Raw genomic sequence first — 17,171 nt, 5'->3', positions numbered from 1 at the left:
GGCGCGGACGCGGACCCCGAGGACAAGTCTCGGAAATCTTGCTCCGCGCCGTGTACCTCGACGGCGCTGCGGTGCACTATCCAGCCAGGTAATCCGACTCGTCCCGAAACGGGACCTACGGCTGCGGGCCAGCGCCGGACTTTGACCGGCTTCCCCTGACTGCTGGATCGCGGTCATCGGACCACAACCGCGACCACCTCGTCAACGCGAGGGCGTGTCATCTACCTAACAGCGCGCGGTAGGGGCTTCCTCCCATACCGTGACCGCGTCATCGCGTGGGGGAACCCGGTGGGAATCCGGGGCTGACGCGCAACGGTGAGGACGGTTGGCCGTCCCGAGCCCGACTACCCACGTGGTGACGCAGCACCTGCGGTATCCGTCCCACGCGTCCTGCGGCCGGCCCGCCCCGCTCCGCCGGCTCTCCCGCTGGGCCCCGGGTCGAGGCAGTCGTGCCCCGTACCCCAAGGAGACCCGATGTCCTCGCGCCTTTCCCCCGGCAGTCGCCGGAGACGTCTCGCGACGGTTCCCGCCGCCGCGCTGATCGCCGCTGTCGTCGCGGTCGCGACCGGTGCCGCACCGGCCGCCGCGACCTCGACGGCGGCGCAGATCGCCACCGCCAAGACCAACGGCGTCGCCTACCTGCGCACCCTGCAGGCCGCAGACGGAAGCTACGCCAGCGGCGGGCTGTCGAACGAATGGGCGTTCAGCGCGTTCGCCCCCGCCGGTGTCGCGGCCGTGGACGTCTACCCCTCCGGCGACACGACCAAGAACGCCCGCACCGTCTACCGCAACCACCTCTCCGCCGCGTCCTGGCCGAGCACCTCCCCCGTCGTCACCGACTACGAGCGCGGCGTCCTGAACGCCTACGCGGCCGGCATCGACCCCGCCCGGGTCTCCCCCGCCCGCAACCTGATCGCCGACACCATCGCCTACTGGCAGACCGGCTCGGCCGGCTACTACGGCCCGCCGGCCAACGTCAACGGCACCGTCTTCGCCACCCTCGCCCTGGCCGGCGCGAAGACCCAGACCGGTGCCGCCCGCGTACCGCAGGCGCTGCTCAACCTGTCGGTCACCCGGATCCGCAACAACCAGCACAACGACGGCGGCTGGACCTTCAGCCAGGCCGAGGGCAACCCCACCCAACTCGCCGCCGCCAGTGACATCGACATGACCGGCGCCGCCATGGCCGCCCTCTGCGTCGCCGGGGTGCCCAACACCGACACCGACATCGTCCAGGCGAAGAACTTCCTCAAGGGCAAGCTCGTCAACGCCTCCGGCGCCTTCACCTCGATGTTCGGCGTCAACACCGACTCCAACGCCTGGGCGGTCTCCGGGCTGAACGCCTGTGGCATCCCAAGCCAGGGCACCGACTTCACCACCACCGCCGGTAAGACCCCGATCGACTTCCTGCGCGCTCAGCAGCTGACCGGCGGCGGGTTCAAGTACCTGCCCACCAACACCACTCCGTCGGCGTACGCCTCGATCGACGCGGTGCGGGCCCTGGCCGGCGCGGGCTACACCGCCGTTCCCCCGACCCCGGTCACCGCCGGGGCGCCCACCTGGGTCGCGGCGAGCGGATTCACCGCCGGCACCGCCAGCCGACTCGCCGTGATCATCGACAACGGCAGCGGCACCATCAAGCCCTGCGCGGTCACTCTGACGCCGACCGCCGCCACCACCACCCTCGGCGCCGTGCTGGACGCCGCCATCGGGTCCGCCACCCCCAGCGGCTGTGTCACCGCCCGCATCCCCACCAGCGGCACCGGCACCATCACCTCGATCAACGGCCTGGCCAACAGCGGCTCCTCCACCTGGAAGGTGTCCAGGGACGGCGGCACCCTGGCCACCGCGACCCGCGGCACGACCGTGACCGTCGGCGACACCCTCTACCTGCGCTACGGCGCCTGACCGTCCAGTAATGGTGCGACCAGCGGCGGTCCGATCGCCGCCGCTGGTCGCCGCCCTCCGCTGGGGTTGCACGGACCGCCCGGCTGCGGCACGTCGACGCATCGGCAGCGACCTGGTTCTCCCGCCGACGCGCTGGTGCCTGACTCGACGCCGACATGGCCCTCAAGGCGAGCGAGCCTACGGCGGGCATCGCGGAGTTGTTGGCGAAGTTGGTGCGCCTGGGCTTCGCTCGCGCCGAGCTGGCGACGGGCGGCATCGAGCCGTTCGAAGTCGGCTACGGCGAGCACGGCCACCTGCCGCCCGTCCATCGTCAGGATGCGGTGCTCGATCTTGCGGCGCATCAGGTTCCTCCGATGTGGGCGGTGGTGCTGTGGTTGTCCGCTGGGTTCCGCCTCGGGCGGAACCCAGCGGACGGTCATGCCGGTGGGGACTGGGCGGTGTCGGCCAGGAGCAGGGACAGCTCCCGGACCAGATCGTCCATCGACTGGCCGCTCTGTGCCTTGACCAGGCCAAGCGCGAGGTCGGCCAGTAGGTAGAAGCCGAGGGTACGGGCCTGCTCGGAGCTGAACGCCGACATCAACTCCTCGGCGCCGGCGAGGTCACCGCGGTGTTTGGCCGCGATGACCCCGGCGGCGCGTTGGACAATCTCTGCGGCCTCAGGGGTATAGCCGCTCACGCCGGGTCAGATCTTCGGGGTCGCGGCGCGGGCGGCGTCGAAACGGGCGGTGACGTCGGTCCAGTTGACCAGGTTCCACAGCCGGTCCACGTAGTCCGGACGCACGTTGCGGTACTGCAGGTAGTAGGCGTGCTCCCAAGCGTCGAACACCAGGATCGGGGTGGAGCCCTGCCCGACGTTGCCGTGGTGGTCGTAGACCTGCTCCACGATCAACCGCTGGCTCAGCGGCTCCCACGCGAGAACACCCCAGCCGGAGCCCTGCACGCCCTTCGTCGCCGCCGACAGTTGGCCGGCGAAGCCGTCGAAGGAGCCGAGGTGCTCGTCGATCGCCGCGGCCAACTCGCCTTCGGGGCGGTCACCGCCGTCCGGGGACAGGTTGTTCCAGAAGATCGAGTGCAGGACGTGCCCGGACAGGTTGAACGCGAACGTCTTCTCCAGACCGACAAGCGTCGCGTAGTCGCCCTTGTCGCGAGCCTCGGCGAGCCGGTCGAGGCCGTCGTTGGCGCCCTTGACGTACGCGGCGTGGTGCTTGTCGTGGTGCAACTCCAGGATCTCCCCGGACATCGCGGGTTCGAGTGCGCCGTAGTCGTAGGGCAGGTCGGGCAGGTTGTACACGGCCATGGGGTACGTCCTCTCAATGCTGCCAAGCTATGGTTGTTGCCATTATCTTGCAACAAGCGTCCACGTGTCGTCAGGGGACGTAATTTGATCGTCGGCACAACGGACCACGATGCTGCACCGCCGGCGACGGCGGGCCACTGAACCACGGGCCGGGATCGAGTGCCGTCGGATCGTCGACATTGACGGTGACCACCACGGGCGGTGAGACTGGGCGCCACAACTTCATACCTGTGCGCTGATGGGGGAAGTCCGGTCGAAATCCGGCGCTGGCCCGCAACGGTAGGCGGCGACGAACGTGCAAACGCCGCGAGCCCGAGTACCCGTCCGTGCACGTGTTGCGCATCCCCAACCCGTCGTGGCCCACGGGTCGGAGCCGCCCGACAGCGTCGGGCTGTCTCGGACCAACGGAGCCCGGAAAGGCGCCGTCTCATGGTCAACCGCCCCCTCCGGCACCGCGCCCGCGTCCTCGCGACCGCCGCGCTCGCCGCCCTCACGCTGGCGCTGACGGTCACACCGTCGGCCGCGTCAGCATCGCCGCCCACCCTCAACAGGGTCGATGCCGCCGCCGGCTGGCTCGCCCGCCAGTCCGTCGACGGTGAACGCTTCGAGGTCGTCTTCGACGGCGTCGCCTACCCCGACCAGGGCCTCACCCTCGACGCGGTGTTCGCCTTCGCTGCGGCGAAGGTGGCGGACACGACCGCGGCCAATGCGGTGTCGTGGCTCGCCCAACCCGCTGTGCTCACCGGCTACATCGGCGACGGCACTGAGGCGTACGCGGGCGCGACCGCGAAGCTCTCCCTCGGCGCCCAGGTCCGCGGCCTCGACCCGGCGGCGTTCGGCGGGGTCGATCTGCTCACCCGCCTCGGCGGTCTGCTGACTCCGTCAGGTCGATACTCCGACCGTTCAGCGTTCGGCGACTACAGCAACACGTTCACCCAGTCGTTCGCGGTGTTGGCGTCGGACCGCGCTGGCGGCGCACCACCGGCCGCGGTGACGTTCCTGGCCGCGAGCCGGTGCGCCGACGGTGGCTTCCCACTGCTGTTCGGGCAGGCGACGTGTGTCAGCGACGTCGACGCGACAGCGATCGCGGTCCAGGCTCTGCTCGCGGCGGACCGGCCGCTCGTCGCGGCCTCGGCTGCACAGTGGCTGGTCTCCGTGCAGGGCGGTGACGGCTCATTCTCCGCCAACGGCGTGCCCAACGCGAACAGCACCGGCCTCGCCGCCCAGGCACTGGCCGTCGCCGGGCGACCGCTGCCGTGGCTGCGCGCCCGCCAGTTCCTCATCGGCCTCCAGGTGGCCTGCACCGGGCCTTCCACCGAGCGCGGCGCCATCGCGTACACCTCGGGTGGCTTCGACGCGACCACCGCGGTGCGTGCCACCGCTCAGGCCGTCCCCGGCCTTGCCGGCACCGGGTACGCGACCCTGTCGGCCAGCGGCGCCCAGCCCGCCGCTCCCGTCCTGGCGTGTGCACCGTGGTGACCGCGCAGCGGGCGACGATTCGGCGACGGATGGCGCTGCTGCTCGCGGCTGCCGTCGCCAGCGTCGGCCTGATCGTCATTGACCCGGTTCCGCGCGCCGCACACGCAGCGGCGTGCGCGCCGGGCGCGGGCGTCACGGTGGTCGTCGACCTCACCGCGTTCGGCCTCGGCGTGCAGACCGGTTGCCGGCTCGGAGACCCGCCGACCGGCTTGGCCGCGTTGCAGGGCGCGGGCTTCACCGTGACGGGCACCCAACGCTGGGGGCTTGCTTTCGTCTGCCGCATCAACGGCTATCCCACACCCGCCTCCGAACCATGCGTCAACACTCCCCCGGCCAGCGCGTACTGGTCGTACTGGCACGCTGTGCCCGGCGGCACCTGGTCCTACAGCACGCTCGGCGCCAGCAGCTACAACCCCGCGCAGGGCACCGTCGAAGGATGGCGTTTCGGCTCCGGGCAGGCTCCGTCGATCTCCCCGCCCTAACATGCGCCGGGGGTGGTGCCGGCACCGGAGTCCCGAACGACCGAGCTGCGCAACGGCACCGCCCCCGACGCACCAGCAGCCCTCGGCGGCACCACATCAGTCGTCCGGTGGCGTTAATCCGGGGCGGTTGAAGTACGCGGATCCGTCGACCACCCACACCTGCCCGTTGCGCACCGCGGGCCGGTCCGCCCACCCAGGTTGCCCGGCCACCAGCCATCAACCCGGCGAGGCGACGCTACGAGCCGAGCGCCAGTCGTACGCCGAGCGCGACGAACGCCACCGCGCAGATCCGGTTGATCCGCCGCGACCAACGGCCGTCCGTCATCCGGCCGGCGGCCCGGCCGGCGATCACGCCCAGAGCGATGTCGACGGTCAGCTGCACCGCGACGAAGATCGCGCCGAGGAGCACCAGTTGCGCGGTGGCGCTGCCCGCTGCCGGGTCGACGAACTGGGGCAGGAACGCCACGCTGAACAGGATCATCTTCGGGTTGAGCAGGTTGGTCACCAAGCCGCGCAGGAAGGCCCGCCCAGCGCGACCACTCTGCTCCGGCTCGCCGGCGACCGGGGCGCCGACGGCGCGTAGCGCCCGCAGGCCTAGAACGACCAGGTACGCCGCGCCGGCCCAGCGGATCACCGTGAACAGCACCGGCGAGGCGGAGATGACCGCGGCGAGACCGCCGACGACCGCGGCCACGTGCACGGCCTCCCCGGCGGCGACACCGAACGCGGCCACCACCGCGGCGCGGGTGCCGTAGCGGCCGGCGGTGGCCAGCACGAACATCATGTCCGGACCGGGCGTAACCATGAGGACGACGATCGCAGCCAGGTAGCCGGCCAGCGTCGCAACGGACAGTCCGAGCACGGCTCAGACCTCCTCGGCGCCGTCGAGCAACGCCCTCCGCAGCGCCAGCCGGTGCTCCCGGCGGATCTCCGCCTCCCGGTACCGACGCCGGTCCCCGTCGGTCTCCGGCAGCAGCGGCGGCACCGTACGAGGCTGACCCTCGTCGTCGATGGCGACCATGACCAGGTGGGCGGTGGCCACGTCGGTGGGCGGCACCGCCCGGTCCCACCGGTCAGCCGTGACCTTGACGGCCACCTCCATCGAGCTGCGTCCGGCCCAGGTGATCCGGGCGTCGACGTGCACGACGTCGCCGACCCGCACGGCGCGCAGGAACGCGGTCTCGTCGATGGCGGCGGTCACCGCCGGCCCGTCGGAGTGCCGGGCGGCGACCACACCGGCGACGGAGTCGATGAGGTTGAGGATCCGGCCGCCGTGCACCGTACCCATCAGGTTCGTGTGGTGCTGGTCCATGATCTGCGACAGGGTCAGGTGCGACGCCGACGGCGCCCGGCCGGCGATCGTGGTGGTGTCGTGCACAGCGGTAGTCCGTCCCTCGGGAAACCACACCACCGGACTGCGGGCACACGCTGACGAGGACACACCGGCGCACACCGCCCGGCACGTCACCCGCCCAGCCCACCCGCGAGGCCGACGGCAGCGCACACGGTCGTGTACGCGGCGCCGGCAGGTCTTCGGACTCGCGGGCCCGACCGGCTGCACGCCGATCGCCTACTGGCCGTCGCTTCCCAGGCCACTGGCCCAGTGCTGATGACGGCGGTCGTTCCCACTCACCGCTGCGGGGCAGCCCCGGATTCCCACCGGGTTCCCTCTTACGACGCCCGATCAGTCACGATCGGGCGAACCAGCGCCACCAGCCATTCTAATTGATCGACGAGCCCACCCACGCGGTAGGCAGGGGCTCGACGACGGCCCGCACTGTTCCCCTGCGGCCGAGTTGACCTCACCCCGCTACTGCTGCTCATCCAGGAACTTGCTTGCCCGGCGTGCCGGGCGGGATCAGCTCGAGATCCCACCCGGCACAGCGCGTTACTCGCGGCGAAGCTCGGCAGCAGCGGCTACCAAATGTTCGAGGGACGCCTGCACCTCCGCGTAGCCGCGGGTCTTGAGACCGCAATCGGGATTCACCCACAGCCGCTCGACAGGGACCGCCGCCGCTGCCCGACGCAGCGCCTCGACGACCTCGTCGTGCGCGGGCACCCGCGGTGAGTGGATGTCCCACACACCGGGTCCGACGCCGCGGCGGTATCCGATCGCGGCGAGGTCGTCGAGGACCTCCATCTTCGAACGGGACGCCTCGATGCTGGTGACGTCGGCGTCGAGAGCGTCGATGGCGGTGATGACCTCGCCGAACTCCGAGTAGCACAGATGGGTGTGGATCTGGGTGCCGTCGGCGACGCCGGAGGTCGCCAGACGGAACGCGCCGACCGCCCAGTCCAGGTAGGCATTCCGGTCGGCCTTGCGCAACGGCAGCGTCTCGCGCAGGGCCGGCTCGTCGACCTGGATCACCCGGATGCCCGCGGCTTCGAGGTCGCGGCACTCGTCGCGCAAGGCGAGCGCGACCTGATCGGCGGTGTCGCCGAGCGGCTGGTCGGCGCGGACGAACGACCAGGCCAGGATCGTCACCGGACCGGTGAGCATCCCCTTGACCGGCTTGTCGGTCAACGACTGGGCGTAGGTGGACCAACCGACGGTCATGGGTGCCTTGCGGGTGACATCGCCGTAGATGATCGGCGGGCGTACGCAGCGGGAGCCGTAGGACTGCACCCAGCCGTGCTCGGTGGCGGCGAACCCGCTCAACTGCTCGCCGAAGTACTGGACCATGTCGTTGCGTTCCGGCTCGCCGTGCACCAGCACGTCGAGACCCAACCTCTCCTGAAGACGGATGACCCGCTCGACCTCAGCTCGCATCCGCTGTTGGTAACCCGTCTCGTCGAGTCGCCCAGCCCGGTACGCGGCGCGGGCCTTGCGCAGCTCGTCGGTCTGTGGGAACGAGCCAATCGTGGTCGTTGGCAGCGCCGGCAGACTCAGCCTCGCCTGCTGCGCGGCAGCGCGTTGCGGGTAGGCGCCGCGCTGCCGGTCCACCCCGCGCAGCGCGGCGAGGCGCCCTCGCACACCGTCGTCATGCCATCCCGGCGGGGCCGACGCAAGCGGCGCGGGCAGGGTCGTGGTGCCGTTGCGCAGCGCCCGACCCAGCAGGACGACCTCGTCGACCTTCTGCCGGGCGAAGGCCAACCGGTGGCGCAGGTCCGGATCGAGCGCGGTGTCGACGGACAGGTCCACCGGCACGTGCAGCAGCGAGCACGATGTGGACACCGCGACGTGGTCGGCGAGCCCGGTCACCGCCGCGCCGGCGCTGATCGCCGCTCGCACGTCGGTGCGCCAGACGTTGCGGCCGTCGACAAGCCCGGCGACGATCGTCTTGCCACGCAACTGCCCCGCGCCAGCGAGCCGCTGCAGGTTGCCGGGCCCGGCGACCAGGTCCAGGCCGATCGCCTCGACGGGCGTGTCCAGCAGAGCGGGCAGTGCGCCACCGAGCTCCCCGAAGTAGGTGGCGACGAAGATCCTCGGCCGCTGCTGCACGGCGCCCAACCGGGTGTACGCGTCGCGGAGCGCGGCGATCTCAGCCTCGCTGCGGTCGCTCACGTAGGCGGGCTCGTCCAGCTGCACCCACCGCACTCCGGCGTCGGCGAGCGTCCCCAGGATGTCGGCGTACACGTCGATGAGGTCCGCCAACCGGTCAAACGGTTGCCCGCCCCCGTCGGCGGGCTTGGACAGCAGTAGGAACGTGGCCGGTCCGACCAGCACCGGGCGGCTCTCGATGCCGAGGTCACGGGCTTCGCGGTACTCGCGCAACGCCTTCGCGGGGTTCGCCGCGAAGACGGTGTCGGCGCCGACCTCCGGCACCAGATAGTGGTAGTTCGTGTCGAACCACTTGGTGAGCTCCAGTGCCGGCTCGGCGTCGACGCCGCGGGCCATCGCGAAGTAGGTGTTCAGCTCGGACAGGCCGAGGCGGGTGAAGCGTTGCGGGATGGCGCCGACGGCCACGGCGGTGTCGAGCACGTGGTCGTAGTAGGAGAACGTGTTGGACGGAATCGCGTCCAGACCTGCGTCGCGCAGCGCCCGCCAGACCTCACCCCGTAGCGCGGTGCCGGTGGTCTCCAACTCCTCCGCGTCGATGTGACCCGCCCAGTAGGCCTCCACGGCCTTCTTCAACTCACGGTTGCCGCCGATGCGCGGATAACCGAGCACGGTGCTCTGACCGAATGCGGTGTTCATGGGGGTCCTTCCCTCGAAGCGGCCGAGGACTCGCGCCACAGCAGGGAAGGAAGGGGTACGGATGCGTACCGGCTTCCGCCCCGGCCGTCCCGAGAGACCATCGGCGGCGCACACCGGCTGGCATGCGCGGCGCTGGCAGGTCTTCGGACTCGCGGGCGTGACCTGTTCGGTCGCCTACTGGCCGTCGCTTCCCAGACCTCGCGGCCCAGTGCTTGATGACGGCGGTCGTTCCCACTCACCGCTGCGGGGCAGTCCCGGTCTCGCACCGGGTTCCCTCTTACGACGCCACGACCATTCAGGCCACGGCGAACCAACACCGTTGTCCATCCTAGGGCTCCGTACGCGATTTGGGCTTGGCATGTCCGCCCTGCGGGACCAACGACGTCGCGGCGCGCCTCCACCTCATGCCAGGGCGAACCCTCTGAGCCCCTCGATGCGACCGAGACCCGCGTCCACCCGGACACGAACGCTCGTTGAGGACTCCGCCCCGCCTCGACGACGGCACAGCCTTTCACATGTGTGACACAGGGCTGGAACCGCAGCGTATCCAACTTTTGCTACCTGAGGAAAAAGATCGCGACCTTTTGCGAAAAGCCTCACCGCGGTGAGGATATTCAGATGCGTCGTCTCCCTCAGTCTCCTGGCCGCATGGTCTCGGGCCTGCTCGCGCTCGTCCTCGCCTCGGCGGTCACACTGCTCGCGTCCGCTCCGCCGGCCGCGGCTCACGGGACCCTCGCCATGTCCACACCGGTGGCCGGCGCCACTGTGAACGAGCCGTTGACGACGGTGCGGCTGTACTTCACCGAGAAGGACGCCGCCAACGCGTACTTCACCATCACCGCCCCGGGCGGCAGCCGGGTCGACAACGGCTGGACGTACGGGGAGCCCAAGCCGCTGGACAAGCCGGTACGGGAGTACTTCCTGGTCAACGGCCAGTTCGAGCCTCGCGAGTACACGACGGGTTTCCCGGCGGTGGTGGCCCTCGCGCATCTGCCCGCCAAAGGTCAGTACTCGGTGAGCTACCTGTCGGTCGCCGTCCCACTGGCAGACCGTCATCTGCGAGGCCCGCACCCGCACCGCGACCGGCCCGAGCGGCGAGTCCGCCGAGGTGACCGACAACGTGATCGTCCTGCGCCGCCGCTGACGGAACCGGCGGCAGCGAAGCGGGCATCAAACGCGGCCGAGACACCGCAACCCAGACAGACCACTAGCGGTGACGCCGGCGCTCGGCCCACGTCAATGCCTCACCGGGTCCAGACCGTGCCCCGTGCCTGGTATTCAAGGGCCTCTTCGACCTGGACAGCGACGTCCGCGTTGAGCTCGCGCGCGACGAGGTGCAGCGCCAGATCCAAGCCGGACGTGATGCCGGCGGCGGTGACCAGGTCGCCGTCGTCGACGACGCGCGCGTTCTTGACAACGCCACCGCGCGCGGCCAACTCTTTCTTGGCAACCGTGTGAGTGGTGCAGGGACGGCCGGTGACCAGTCCGGCCGCGGCAAGAATGATCGCGCCGGTGCAGAGTGACGAGATGGTGAGACCCGGGCGGCGTGCCGTCGCGAGCGCCTTCGGGAGCGCCCCATTGTTGATCTCCGCCCAGATGCCGGGCTCTCCGGGACGACCGCCACCGGGTACGACGATCAGATCCGCCTCCTCGGGCCGCCAGCCGCGGTCGATCGTCACGCGAGTGCCGAATGCGGCGGTGATGACGCGAGGCCTGCCGAGCACCATGTAGCCGGTGTCGATCTTTCTGCTGCTGTACCACCCGGCCAGCGAGAACACTTCCTGCGGCGCGATGAAGTCCTGCTCCTCAACGCCGTCGAACATGACAATGCGTACCCGCAGAGGCCCTTTCGCATCGCGCGGGGTGGCCGCAGTCGCCTGCCCGCCGATCAGCGTGCCCACGCTCGCGGCGGCACCGCCCGTCAACACTGCCCGTCGTCTCACCAGCAACCCCTCTGATAACCGTCAATATCTGAATAGTCGGGGGCGGAGGAGGGAAAGTTCCTGACGTTGTTGGCACCAGGCCAGCCTCCGTGATCGCCGGCGGGGGCCGTCGTCAATCACCACCAGGCGTTGCTCTTTCCGGGCCTTCATCCAGCGCTGCGCCGGGGCGCGCCCGCCCCAGTCGTCACGTTAGGTGCAGCAGCCGTCGGCGCAGCCGGGTGCAGTGGAGTCGTCTACCACTGTGGTGGGGGTGCAGCAGGTGTCGCCGCGCCAGGCTTCGCGGCCTTCCTTGATCGCGACGGCGGCGATGGTCAGCGCGGCGGCTGGGTCGGCCCACCACCAGCCGAACAGCGAGTTGACGGCCAACCCGAGGAGCACAACGGCGGACAGGTAGGTGCACAGCAGGGTCTGTTTCGAGTCGGCGACCGCGGAGGCGGAGCCGAGTTCGCGGCCGGCGCGGCGTTGCGCGGCGGACAGGATCGGCATGACCGCCAGCGATACGGCCGCGAGGAGCAGGCCAATCGTGGAGTGCTCGGGGCGGTCGGTGCCGAGCAGCGCGCGCACGGACTCGATGCCGACGTAGCCGGCGAGGGCGAAGAACGAGATCGCGATGATGCGCAGCGCGGTGCGTTCACGGCGTTCATGGTTCGGGCCGGAGAACTGCCACGCCACCGCGGCGGCGGAGGCGACCTCGATGATCGAGTCGAGGCCGAAGCCGATCAGCGCGGTCGACGATGCGATCGTCCCGGCACTGATCGCCACGGCCGCTTCGATGAGGTTGTAGGTGATGGTCGCGGCCACGAACAGCCGCACCCGGCGGATCAGCACCGCCCGTCGAGACGGCGGCGGAGCCGCGGTCAGCGAGATGTGCGGCAGGCTCATCAGCAGCAGCCCTCGGCCTCGGTGCTCGGGCAGGCGGCCGGGTCGACCGCAAGGGCGAGACCGAGGAGATCACCCAGGGCGTGCGCGAGGCGCGCGTCGGCGAGTTCGTAGCGAGAGCGTCGACCCTCGGGTATGGCGACGACCAGGCCGCAGCCTCGCAGACACGCCAGGTGGTTGGACAGGTTCTGCCTGCTCGTGCCCAATAGTTCGGCGAGGTTTGCCGGATAGCCAGGGCCTTCGCGCAGCGCGAGCAGGAGCCGAGCCCGGACCGGGTCGGACAAGGCGTGACCAAAGCGGGCCAGTACCTGCCCATGCGTCAGCGTCTCCACGACCCGACAATACACCAGCTCCTGAATTAATGTGATGCTGAACTATTAGTTCCTCCGCGGCTGCCGACCCGGCATTGCGTCTGGCGCTGGGTCTCAACGGCGTACGGCCCACCTCTCTTTACACCAGCGCCAGCGGACTGCCTGTCCGCCTCGACCACGAGGATTCTTCGTAGGAATGTCGGCGTGTCCAACAACCAGAGCGACGCTCTCGATCCGCTGACCCGTTGGCTCCACAACCAGCCGAACAATCCGCAACCACCTACCCATAGGCAGCCCGGCCTGCGGTTTGCGTTCTACGGTCGGATGTCGACCGTCGAGCACCAGGACCGGGTGACGTCCCGGCACTGGCAGCGGGACTGCGCCACTGAGCTCGTCGCCGGTCACGGGGTGATCGTCGCCGAGTACTTCGATGTCGGCTGCTCTCGCCGCCGCGGTTGGCGGCAGCGTCCGCAGGCCGCCGCGCTGCTGGCCGCGCTCGACGATCCAGATCGCGGGTTCGACGCGATCGTGGTCGGCGAGTACGAGCGGGCGTTCTCCGCCAATCAGCTGCAGCACCTGGCGCCCGTGCTCGAACAGCACGATGTGCAGCTGTGGCTGCCCGAGACAGACGGGCCGGTCGATCACCACAACCCGACCCACCAGGCACTGATCATGATGCTGGGCGCCCAGTCGAAACGCGAGGTACAGCGCGCCCGGTTCCGGGTCGTCACCGCGATGCGCGCCCAAGCGCGAGAGCAGGGACGGTATCTCGGAGGCCGACCGCCCTACGGATACCGACTCACCGACGCCGGCCCTCATCCGAACACCGCCCAGGCGCGCTGGGGTCGCCGGCTTCAACGCCTCGAACCGGACCCGGCCACGGCCGGACACGTGCGGTGGATGTTCGCCCAACGCCTCGATGGCCAGAGTCTCGCCAGCATGGCACGCGCCCTCAACGACGCCGGCATACCGTGCCCGTCGGACGTCGATCCCGACCGCAACCCCCACCGCAGCGGCAACCGGTGGACCCTACGAACAGTCGCGGCGATCCTCGCCAACCCTCGCTACACGGGCCGGCAGGTCTGGAACCGGCAACCCGCGCACCACGACGCCGACGCTAGCCGCTCGGAGCGAGCACCGATCCGGCGGAACCCGAGCGTGGACTGGGTGGTCTCCACGCAACAGGCCCACACCGCGCTGGTCAGCGAACAGGACTTCGTCGCCGTCCAGACCATCCGCTCCCACCGCAGCGCCCACGACGGCACCACCCACCGCTACCTGTTCACCGGCCTACTGCGCTGCGGACCCTGCGGCCGACGATTGGAATCCCATTGGATCAACCAACGCCCCGGCTACCGATGCCGCCACGGCCACACCAGCACCCAACAACCCACCAACCGCCGACGCAAGATCCTCTACCTCAGAGAAGACCACATCATCGCAAGACTCGCCGACCATCCCCACCTCCCCAGCGGCATCCAGACCCCACACGACCTGGTCACACTCCTACACAGCAGGAAGATCACCATCGTCTGCGACCAGGAACACTGCACACCAACCACAGAAAAATCCGCGCAGGCCAACCTGCGCGGATCATGATCGATATGTGGTAATGATGTGTCCGAGGGGGGACTTGAACCCCCACACCCTATACGGGTACTAGCACCTCAAGCTAGCGCGTCTGCCATTCCGCCACCCGGACCTACACGTTCAGCCTACCTTGCCGACCAGATGATCTTTCATCCGGTGGTCAGCACAGCGGGCCGCACGGGGAGTTACTGTACACGCCACTCGTGGATCATGCACATCGCCTTCCGGCGCCTCTCCCCTGGAGCTTTCGCCGCTGCTCAAGCCGCCTCAAAACGGCCGCACCGACACACCGTCGGGGCGTGTCCGGGTAGCGTCCGGCGGCCCTGTGACGGCAGCATTGCCACGTGTCCCATCCCTCCCCCCTGGCAGCCGCCCAGCACCGAGCCCTCGCCCTGCGCGCCGCGGGCGACCTCAGCGCCGCCCGGCAACTGCTCGCGGAGGTCGTCGAAGCCGCTCCCCCGCCGTACGGTGACGACCATCCCGAGGTGCTGCACACCGCGCACCTGCTGGCACGGCTGCACCGGGAGGGGGACGACCCGCTCGCCGCCCGCCGGGTGTTGGAGGAGGCGTTCGCGGCGGGCGAGCGGCGCTGGCAGCACTCCGACCCGCTGATGCTCGCCCTCGCCTTCGAACTCGCCGAGGTGGCCGAGGAGCTCGGCAACCGGCACGAGGCCCGCCGCAACTACACCCGCGTCGCCACCGCCGGGCCCGCCGCACTGGGGGAGAACCACCCGGCGGTACGCGCAGCCCGCGACTACCTCGGCCCACCCCCGCCGCCCCCGGGCGAGCACCACCCCGCGCCGACGCTCGATGCTGCCCCGGCCGCCCCGGTGACCGAGCCGGGCGGCCGGTCGGCGCTGTCCGGCCCGACCCTGTCGCTGGCGACCCTCGCCGCGATGCGGCCCTCCGCCGACGGCCAGCCGCCCGCCGTCTCACAGTGGGCGCCGCAACCGCCGGCCGCACCCCAACAAACCCCTCCGGCGGTACGCGCACCCGCCACACCCCCGTCGCCCGGCCACGCCACCCCGGCACCGGTGCCAGCCCCTCGGGCGATGCCCGTTCAGCCGGCATCTCCGTCGACGCCGGCCGAGCAGCGGTCAGCAGACCGAGCGCCGTCCGGGCCGACCGTCGCACCACGCCAACGATTGGGCGGTCACGCGACCCCGCCGGTGGTCGACGTGCCACCCGCGACGTCGACCCCAACCGCCTCGGCGTCGACCGCTCCGCCGGCGACACCGGCGGTGCCGGCACCTCGCTGGGACAACCCCACCATCCAGGTACGGCAGATCGAGCCGCTGCTCGCTGAGGAAGCCGCCCGAGCCGCCGCCCGGCCAACCACGTCGAGCGAATCGCACACCGTGTCCGGCACCGAGGCGACATCATCGGGCAGCCCCTCCCCGACCGTCGGCCAACCAGGGCCGGCGTACCCGGTGAGCGGGCCGCCGGCCCAGCCGATCAGCGCACCGCCAGTGACCCCGTCACCGATCTCCGCGCCCCCCAGCCCGCCGTACCCAGTCTCGGGACCGCCGGCCCACCCATACCCTGTCTCCGCACCGCCCGGCTACGGCCCACCCGGGTCCGCGGCACCCGGACACACCTACCCGGTCTCCGCACCACCCGGCTACGCCCAACCAGTGTCCGCACCACCCGGACACACCTACCCCGTGTCCGCACCGCCCGGCTACGGCCCACCCGGGTCCGCACCACCCGGACACACCTACCCCGTGTCCGCGCCGCCCGGTTTCGGGCCGCCCGTCTCGGGGCCGCCCTACGGGCCGCCCGTCTCCGCGCCGCCGGTGAGCGCACCACCCGTACCGCCCTGGGGGTTGACCGCACCACCCTGGAGCAGCAGCGCCCCACCGCAGCCCCTGCCAACTCCAGGTGCCGACTCCCCCACCCAGAGCACTACGGCCGCGCAGACAGTCACCACCGGGCAGGCCCCGGTGGCTGGGCAGGCCATGATGGACGCGGGCGGTACCGGCGCGGATGTCGACTCTGGCCTGGGCATCCTCGACGCCCCGGTGGTGCCGACTCAGCGGGCTCCTGGCGCGCTGTCCGACCAGACCGTGGTGTTGCCGTCCGTTCCGGCGCAGCGCGGCCCGGCCGGGGTCGACACCAGTCCGGGCTGGCCCGCCGCCGCACAGGCGGACCCCACCGCCGCGCATACGCACCTCACGGCCGCCCAACCGCACCCCACCGCCGCGCCAACTCACCGAGAAGGCACCCAGGCGAACCCGGGCATCGCTGAGGCAGGCCCCATCGCCGCGCAGCCGAGCCCCGCTGCGCAGCCGGCTTGGCCCTCGTCCGTCGGCGCCGACCCGGCGCTGGCACCGCCAGCCGCGCCGCCGCCGGTCCAGCAGTACCACCACCAGCCACCTCAGGGGTCGTACCCGGCCCAGGACCAGCGCCAGGCGCCGTACCCGGGTCAGCAGTACCACCCGGTGCCGGACGCGTACCGGCCGGCGTACGCCGATGACAGTGGGTCGACGGGCCGCAACCGGGCGGCGCTGGTCGGCGCGGTCGTGGCGGCCGGGGTGGCCGTCGTGGCGGTGGCGGGCCTGGGTGCGGTGATGCTGACCCGCGACGATCCGCCGCCGGCCGGGACCGCGCCGACGGCGGCGGCACCGACGGCGGCCGGGCTTCCGCCGGGCGATCTCACGCTGCGGGACGATTCGACCACGATCACGTTGACCTGGACGGACCCGACCGGCGGCGCGGTGCCGTTCATGGTCGCCGCAGGTCGGGCCGGGCAGGCCCTGGGCGTGATGGCCACCGTGGACCCGGGCCGGACCAGCTACACGGTCAACGGGTTGAACTCCCGAGTGGATCACTGTTTCACCGTTTTGGCGGTCTACTCCACTGACAGCTTTGCGACTTCCGGACAGGTGTGCACCGCGCGGGAGCGTGGAGCCACGTCGAGCGGGGAGCCCTCCGGCCGGGCGTCGCCGCGCTGAGTCGCGCCGAAACCGCGCCGAGTCGAGCGGGAACCGGGCTGAGCTGGACGTCCACAACGCACACTCTCGGTATCCACAGGGGTGACGGTGCGGGTTCCCCCGCCACCACCAGCGCCATATGATGGCACCCGGCTCAGGGGAGGGGTCGCCGGAAGGCGCGCCACCTGCCACGACTCAGGGGAGGCAGCCG

14 protein-coding genes, 1 tRNA gene, 1 pseudogene and 5 riboswitches are annotated in these 17,171 nt (G+C 70.8%); of the genes and pseudogenes, 6 read left to right on the top strand and 10 right to left on the bottom strand.

What is annotated here, in order from left to right; all coding sequences use genetic code 11:
- Positions 1–65: 65 nt before the first annotated feature.
- Positions 66–196: riboswitch (cobalamin riboswitch) on the bottom strand.
- Positions 197–248: 52 nt separating this feature from the next.
- Positions 249–371, top strand: a riboswitch (cobalamin riboswitch).
- Between the two features lie 103 nt (positions 372–474).
- Positions 475–1,908: a prenyltransferase/squalene oxidase repeat-containing protein gene (locus tag ACGF3C_RS31200; protein WP_357233865.1), complete on the top strand. Its 1,434-nt coding sequence runs from the start codon at positions 475–477 to the stop codon at positions 1,906–1,908.
- Here ACGF3C_RS31200 and ACGF3C_RS31195 read toward each other — a convergent pair.
- The 3 genes from ACGF3C_RS31195 to ACGF3C_RS31185 all read right to left on the bottom strand — a co-directional run bounded on the left by ACGF3C_RS31195 (position 1,896) and on the right by ACGF3C_RS31185 (position 3,205).
- On the bottom strand, positions 1,896–2,249 hold the full coding sequence (locus ACGF3C_RS31195) for a hypothetical protein (RefSeq protein ID WP_393227291.1): 354 nt from the start codon (positions 2,247–2,249) through the stop codon (positions 1,896–1,898). The genes ACGF3C_RS31200 and ACGF3C_RS31195 overlap by 13 nt on opposite strands.
- A gap of 74 nt (positions 2,250–2,323) precedes the next feature.
- The gene (locus tag ACGF3C_RS31190) at positions 2,324–2,584 is read right to left on the bottom strand and encodes a superoxide dismutase (RefSeq protein WP_357235507.1); all 261 of its coding nucleotides are present in this window, start codon (positions 2,582–2,584) and stop codon (positions 2,324–2,326) included.
- Positions 2,585–2,590: 6 nt separating this feature from the next.
- Positions 2,591–3,205 (bottom strand): superoxide dismutase, encoded by a 615-nt coding sequence (locus ACGF3C_RS31185; protein WP_357235510.1) that lies wholly within the window; start codon positions 3,203–3,205, stop codon positions 2,591–2,593.
- Positions 3,206–3,384: 179 nt separating this feature from the next.
- Positions 3,385–3,548: riboswitch (cobalamin riboswitch) on the top strand.
- Between the two features lie 86 nt (positions 3,549–3,634).
- On the opposite strand from ACGF3C_RS31185, the gene ACGF3C_RS31180 reads away from it, so the two are divergent.
- Together ACGF3C_RS31180 and ACGF3C_RS31175 are read left to right on the top strand one after the other, a co-directional pair.
- On the top strand, positions 3,635–4,684 hold the full coding sequence (locus ACGF3C_RS31180) for a prenyltransferase/squalene oxidase repeat-containing protein (protein ID WP_393227288.1): 1,050 nt from the start codon (positions 3,635–3,637) through the stop codon (positions 4,682–4,684).
- A 29-nt stretch (positions 4,685–4,713) separates the two neighbouring features.
- Positions 4,714–5,166 (top strand): hypothetical protein, encoded by a 453-nt coding sequence (locus tag ACGF3C_RS31175; RefSeq protein WP_357235119.1) that lies wholly within the window; start codon positions 4,714–4,716, stop codon positions 5,164–5,166.
- Between the two features lie 235 nt (positions 5,167–5,401).
- Here the strand turns inward: ACGF3C_RS31175 and ACGF3C_RS31170 are convergent, their stop codons facing one another.
- The 3 genes from ACGF3C_RS31170 to metE all read right to left on the bottom strand — a co-directional run bounded on the left by ACGF3C_RS31170 (position 5,402) and on the right by metE (position 9,304).
- Positions 5,402–6,028 (bottom strand): LysE family translocator, encoded by a 627-nt coding sequence (locus ACGF3C_RS31170; protein WP_357235112.1) that lies wholly within the window; start codon positions 6,026–6,028, stop codon positions 5,402–5,404.
- 3 nt (positions 6,029–6,031) lie between these two features.
- Positions 6,032–6,478: an acyl-CoA thioesterase gene (locus tag ACGF3C_RS31165; RefSeq protein WP_393227321.1), complete on the bottom strand. Its 447-nt coding sequence runs from the start codon at positions 6,476–6,478 to the stop codon at positions 6,032–6,034.
- A gap of 194 nt (positions 6,479–6,672) precedes the next feature.
- Positions 6,673–6,898, bottom strand: a riboswitch (cobalamin riboswitch).
- A gap of 156 nt (positions 6,899–7,054) precedes the next feature.
- Positions 7,055–9,304 carry a 5-methyltetrahydropteroyltriglutamate--homocysteine S-methyltransferase gene (metE, locus tag ACGF3C_RS31160; protein WP_357231096.1) on the bottom strand — a complete coding sequence of 750 codons (2,250 nt, stop codon included), beginning with the start codon at positions 9,302–9,304 and terminating at the stop codon, positions 7,055–7,057.
- 116 nt (positions 9,305–9,420) lie between these two features.
- Positions 9,421–9,634, bottom strand: a riboswitch (cobalamin riboswitch).
- Between the two features lie 288 nt (positions 9,635–9,922).
- On the opposite strand from metE, the pseudogene ACGF3C_RS31155 reads away from it, so the two are divergent.
- Positions 9,923–10,279 (top strand): annotated as a pseudogene (locus tag ACGF3C_RS31155) (copper resistance protein CopC); the annotation flags it as partial.
- 269 nt (positions 10,280–10,548) lie between these two features.
- Here the strand turns inward: ACGF3C_RS31155 and ACGF3C_RS31150 are convergent.
- From ACGF3C_RS31150 to ACGF3C_RS31140, 3 genes are all read right to left on the bottom strand, one after another.
- Positions 10,549–11,205: a DJ-1/PfpI family protein gene (locus tag ACGF3C_RS31150; RefSeq protein WP_357231099.1), complete on the bottom strand. Its 657-nt coding sequence runs from the start codon at positions 11,203–11,205 to the stop codon at positions 10,549–10,551.
- A gap of 231 nt (positions 11,206–11,436) precedes the next feature.
- A complete protein-coding gene (locus ACGF3C_RS31145) occupies positions 11,437–12,129 on the bottom strand; it encodes a cation transporter (protein ID WP_357231102.1) in 693 nt (230 codons plus the stop codon).
- The gene (locus ACGF3C_RS31140; protein ID WP_357231105.1) at positions 12,129–12,458 is read right to left on the bottom strand and encodes a metalloregulator ArsR/SmtB family transcription factor; all 330 of its coding nucleotides are present in this window, start codon (positions 12,456–12,458) and stop codon (positions 12,129–12,131) included. Before ACGF3C_RS31140 ends, ACGF3C_RS31145 begins: the two co-directional genes overlap by 1 nt.
- 303 nt (positions 12,459–12,761) lie before the next feature.
- On the opposite strand from ACGF3C_RS31140, the gene ACGF3C_RS31135 reads away from it, so the two are divergent.
- The gene (locus ACGF3C_RS31135; RefSeq protein ID WP_393227285.1) at positions 12,762–14,036 is read left to right on the top strand and encodes a recombinase family protein; all 1,275 of its coding nucleotides are present in this window, start codon (positions 12,762–12,764) and stop codon (positions 14,034–14,036) included.
- A 19-nt stretch (positions 14,037–14,055) separates the two neighbouring features.
- On the opposite strand, the gene ACGF3C_RS31130 is transcribed toward ACGF3C_RS31135, so the two are convergent.
- A tRNA-Leu gene (locus ACGF3C_RS31130) sits at positions 14,056–14,139 on the bottom strand.
- A gap of 232 nt (positions 14,140–14,371) precedes the next feature.
- Here ACGF3C_RS31130 and ACGF3C_RS31125 point away from each other — a divergent pair.
- Positions 14,372–16,981, top strand: coding sequence for a tetratricopeptide repeat protein (locus tag ACGF3C_RS31125; RefSeq protein WP_393227283.1), 2,610 nt, complete (start codon positions 14,372–14,374; stop codon positions 16,979–16,981).
- The last annotated feature ends 190 nt before the right edge of the window (positions 16,982–17,171 follow it).

Source organism: Micromonospora sp. NPDC047762 (assembly GCF_043204655.1).
Lineage (GTDB): Bacteria > Actinomycetota > Actinomycetes > Mycobacteriales > Micromonosporaceae > Micromonospora.
Note: the sequence above shows the minus strand (reverse complement) of the source record. Positions and strands in the feature narration are given on the sequence as shown.

What these genes read in the sequence shown, in the direction of transcription:
- ACGF3C_RS31165 (WP_393227321.1), bottom strand. Translation starts at nt 6,478, where the DNA reads ATGGACCAGCACCACACGAACCTGATGGGTACGGTGCACGGCGGCCGG.
- ACGF3C_RS31175 (WP_357235119.1), top strand. Translation starts at nt 4,714, where the DNA reads ATGGCGCTGCTGCTCGCGGCTGCCGTCGCCAGCGTCGGCCTGATCGTC.
- ACGF3C_RS31200 (WP_357233865.1), top strand. Translation starts at nt 475, where the DNA reads ATGTCCTCGCGCCTTTCCCCCGGCAGTCGCCGGAGACGTCTCGCGACG.
- ACGF3C_RS31145 (WP_357231102.1), bottom strand. Translation starts at nt 12,129, where the DNA reads ATGAGCCTGCCGCACATCTCGCTGACCGCGGCTCCGCCGCCGTCTCGA.
- ACGF3C_RS31135 (WP_393227285.1), top strand. Translation starts at nt 12,762, where the DNA reads ATGTCGACCGTCGAGCACCAGGACCGGGTGACGTCCCGGCACTGGCAG.
- ACGF3C_RS31185 (WP_357235510.1), bottom strand. Translation starts at nt 3,205, where the DNA reads ATGGCCGTGTACAACCTGCCCGACCTGCCCTACGACTACGGCGCACTC.
- metE (WP_357231096.1), bottom strand. Translation starts at nt 9,304, where the DNA reads ATGAACACCGCATTCGGTCAGAGCACCGTGCTCGGTTATCCGCGCATC.
- ACGF3C_RS31195 (WP_393227291.1), bottom strand. Translation starts at nt 2,249, where the DNA reads ATGCGCCGCAAGATCGAGCACCGCATCCTGACGATGGACGGGCGGCAG.
- ACGF3C_RS31180 (WP_393227288.1), top strand. Translation starts at nt 3,635, where the DNA reads ATGGTCAACCGCCCCCTCCGGCACCGCGCCCGCGTCCTCGCGACCGCC.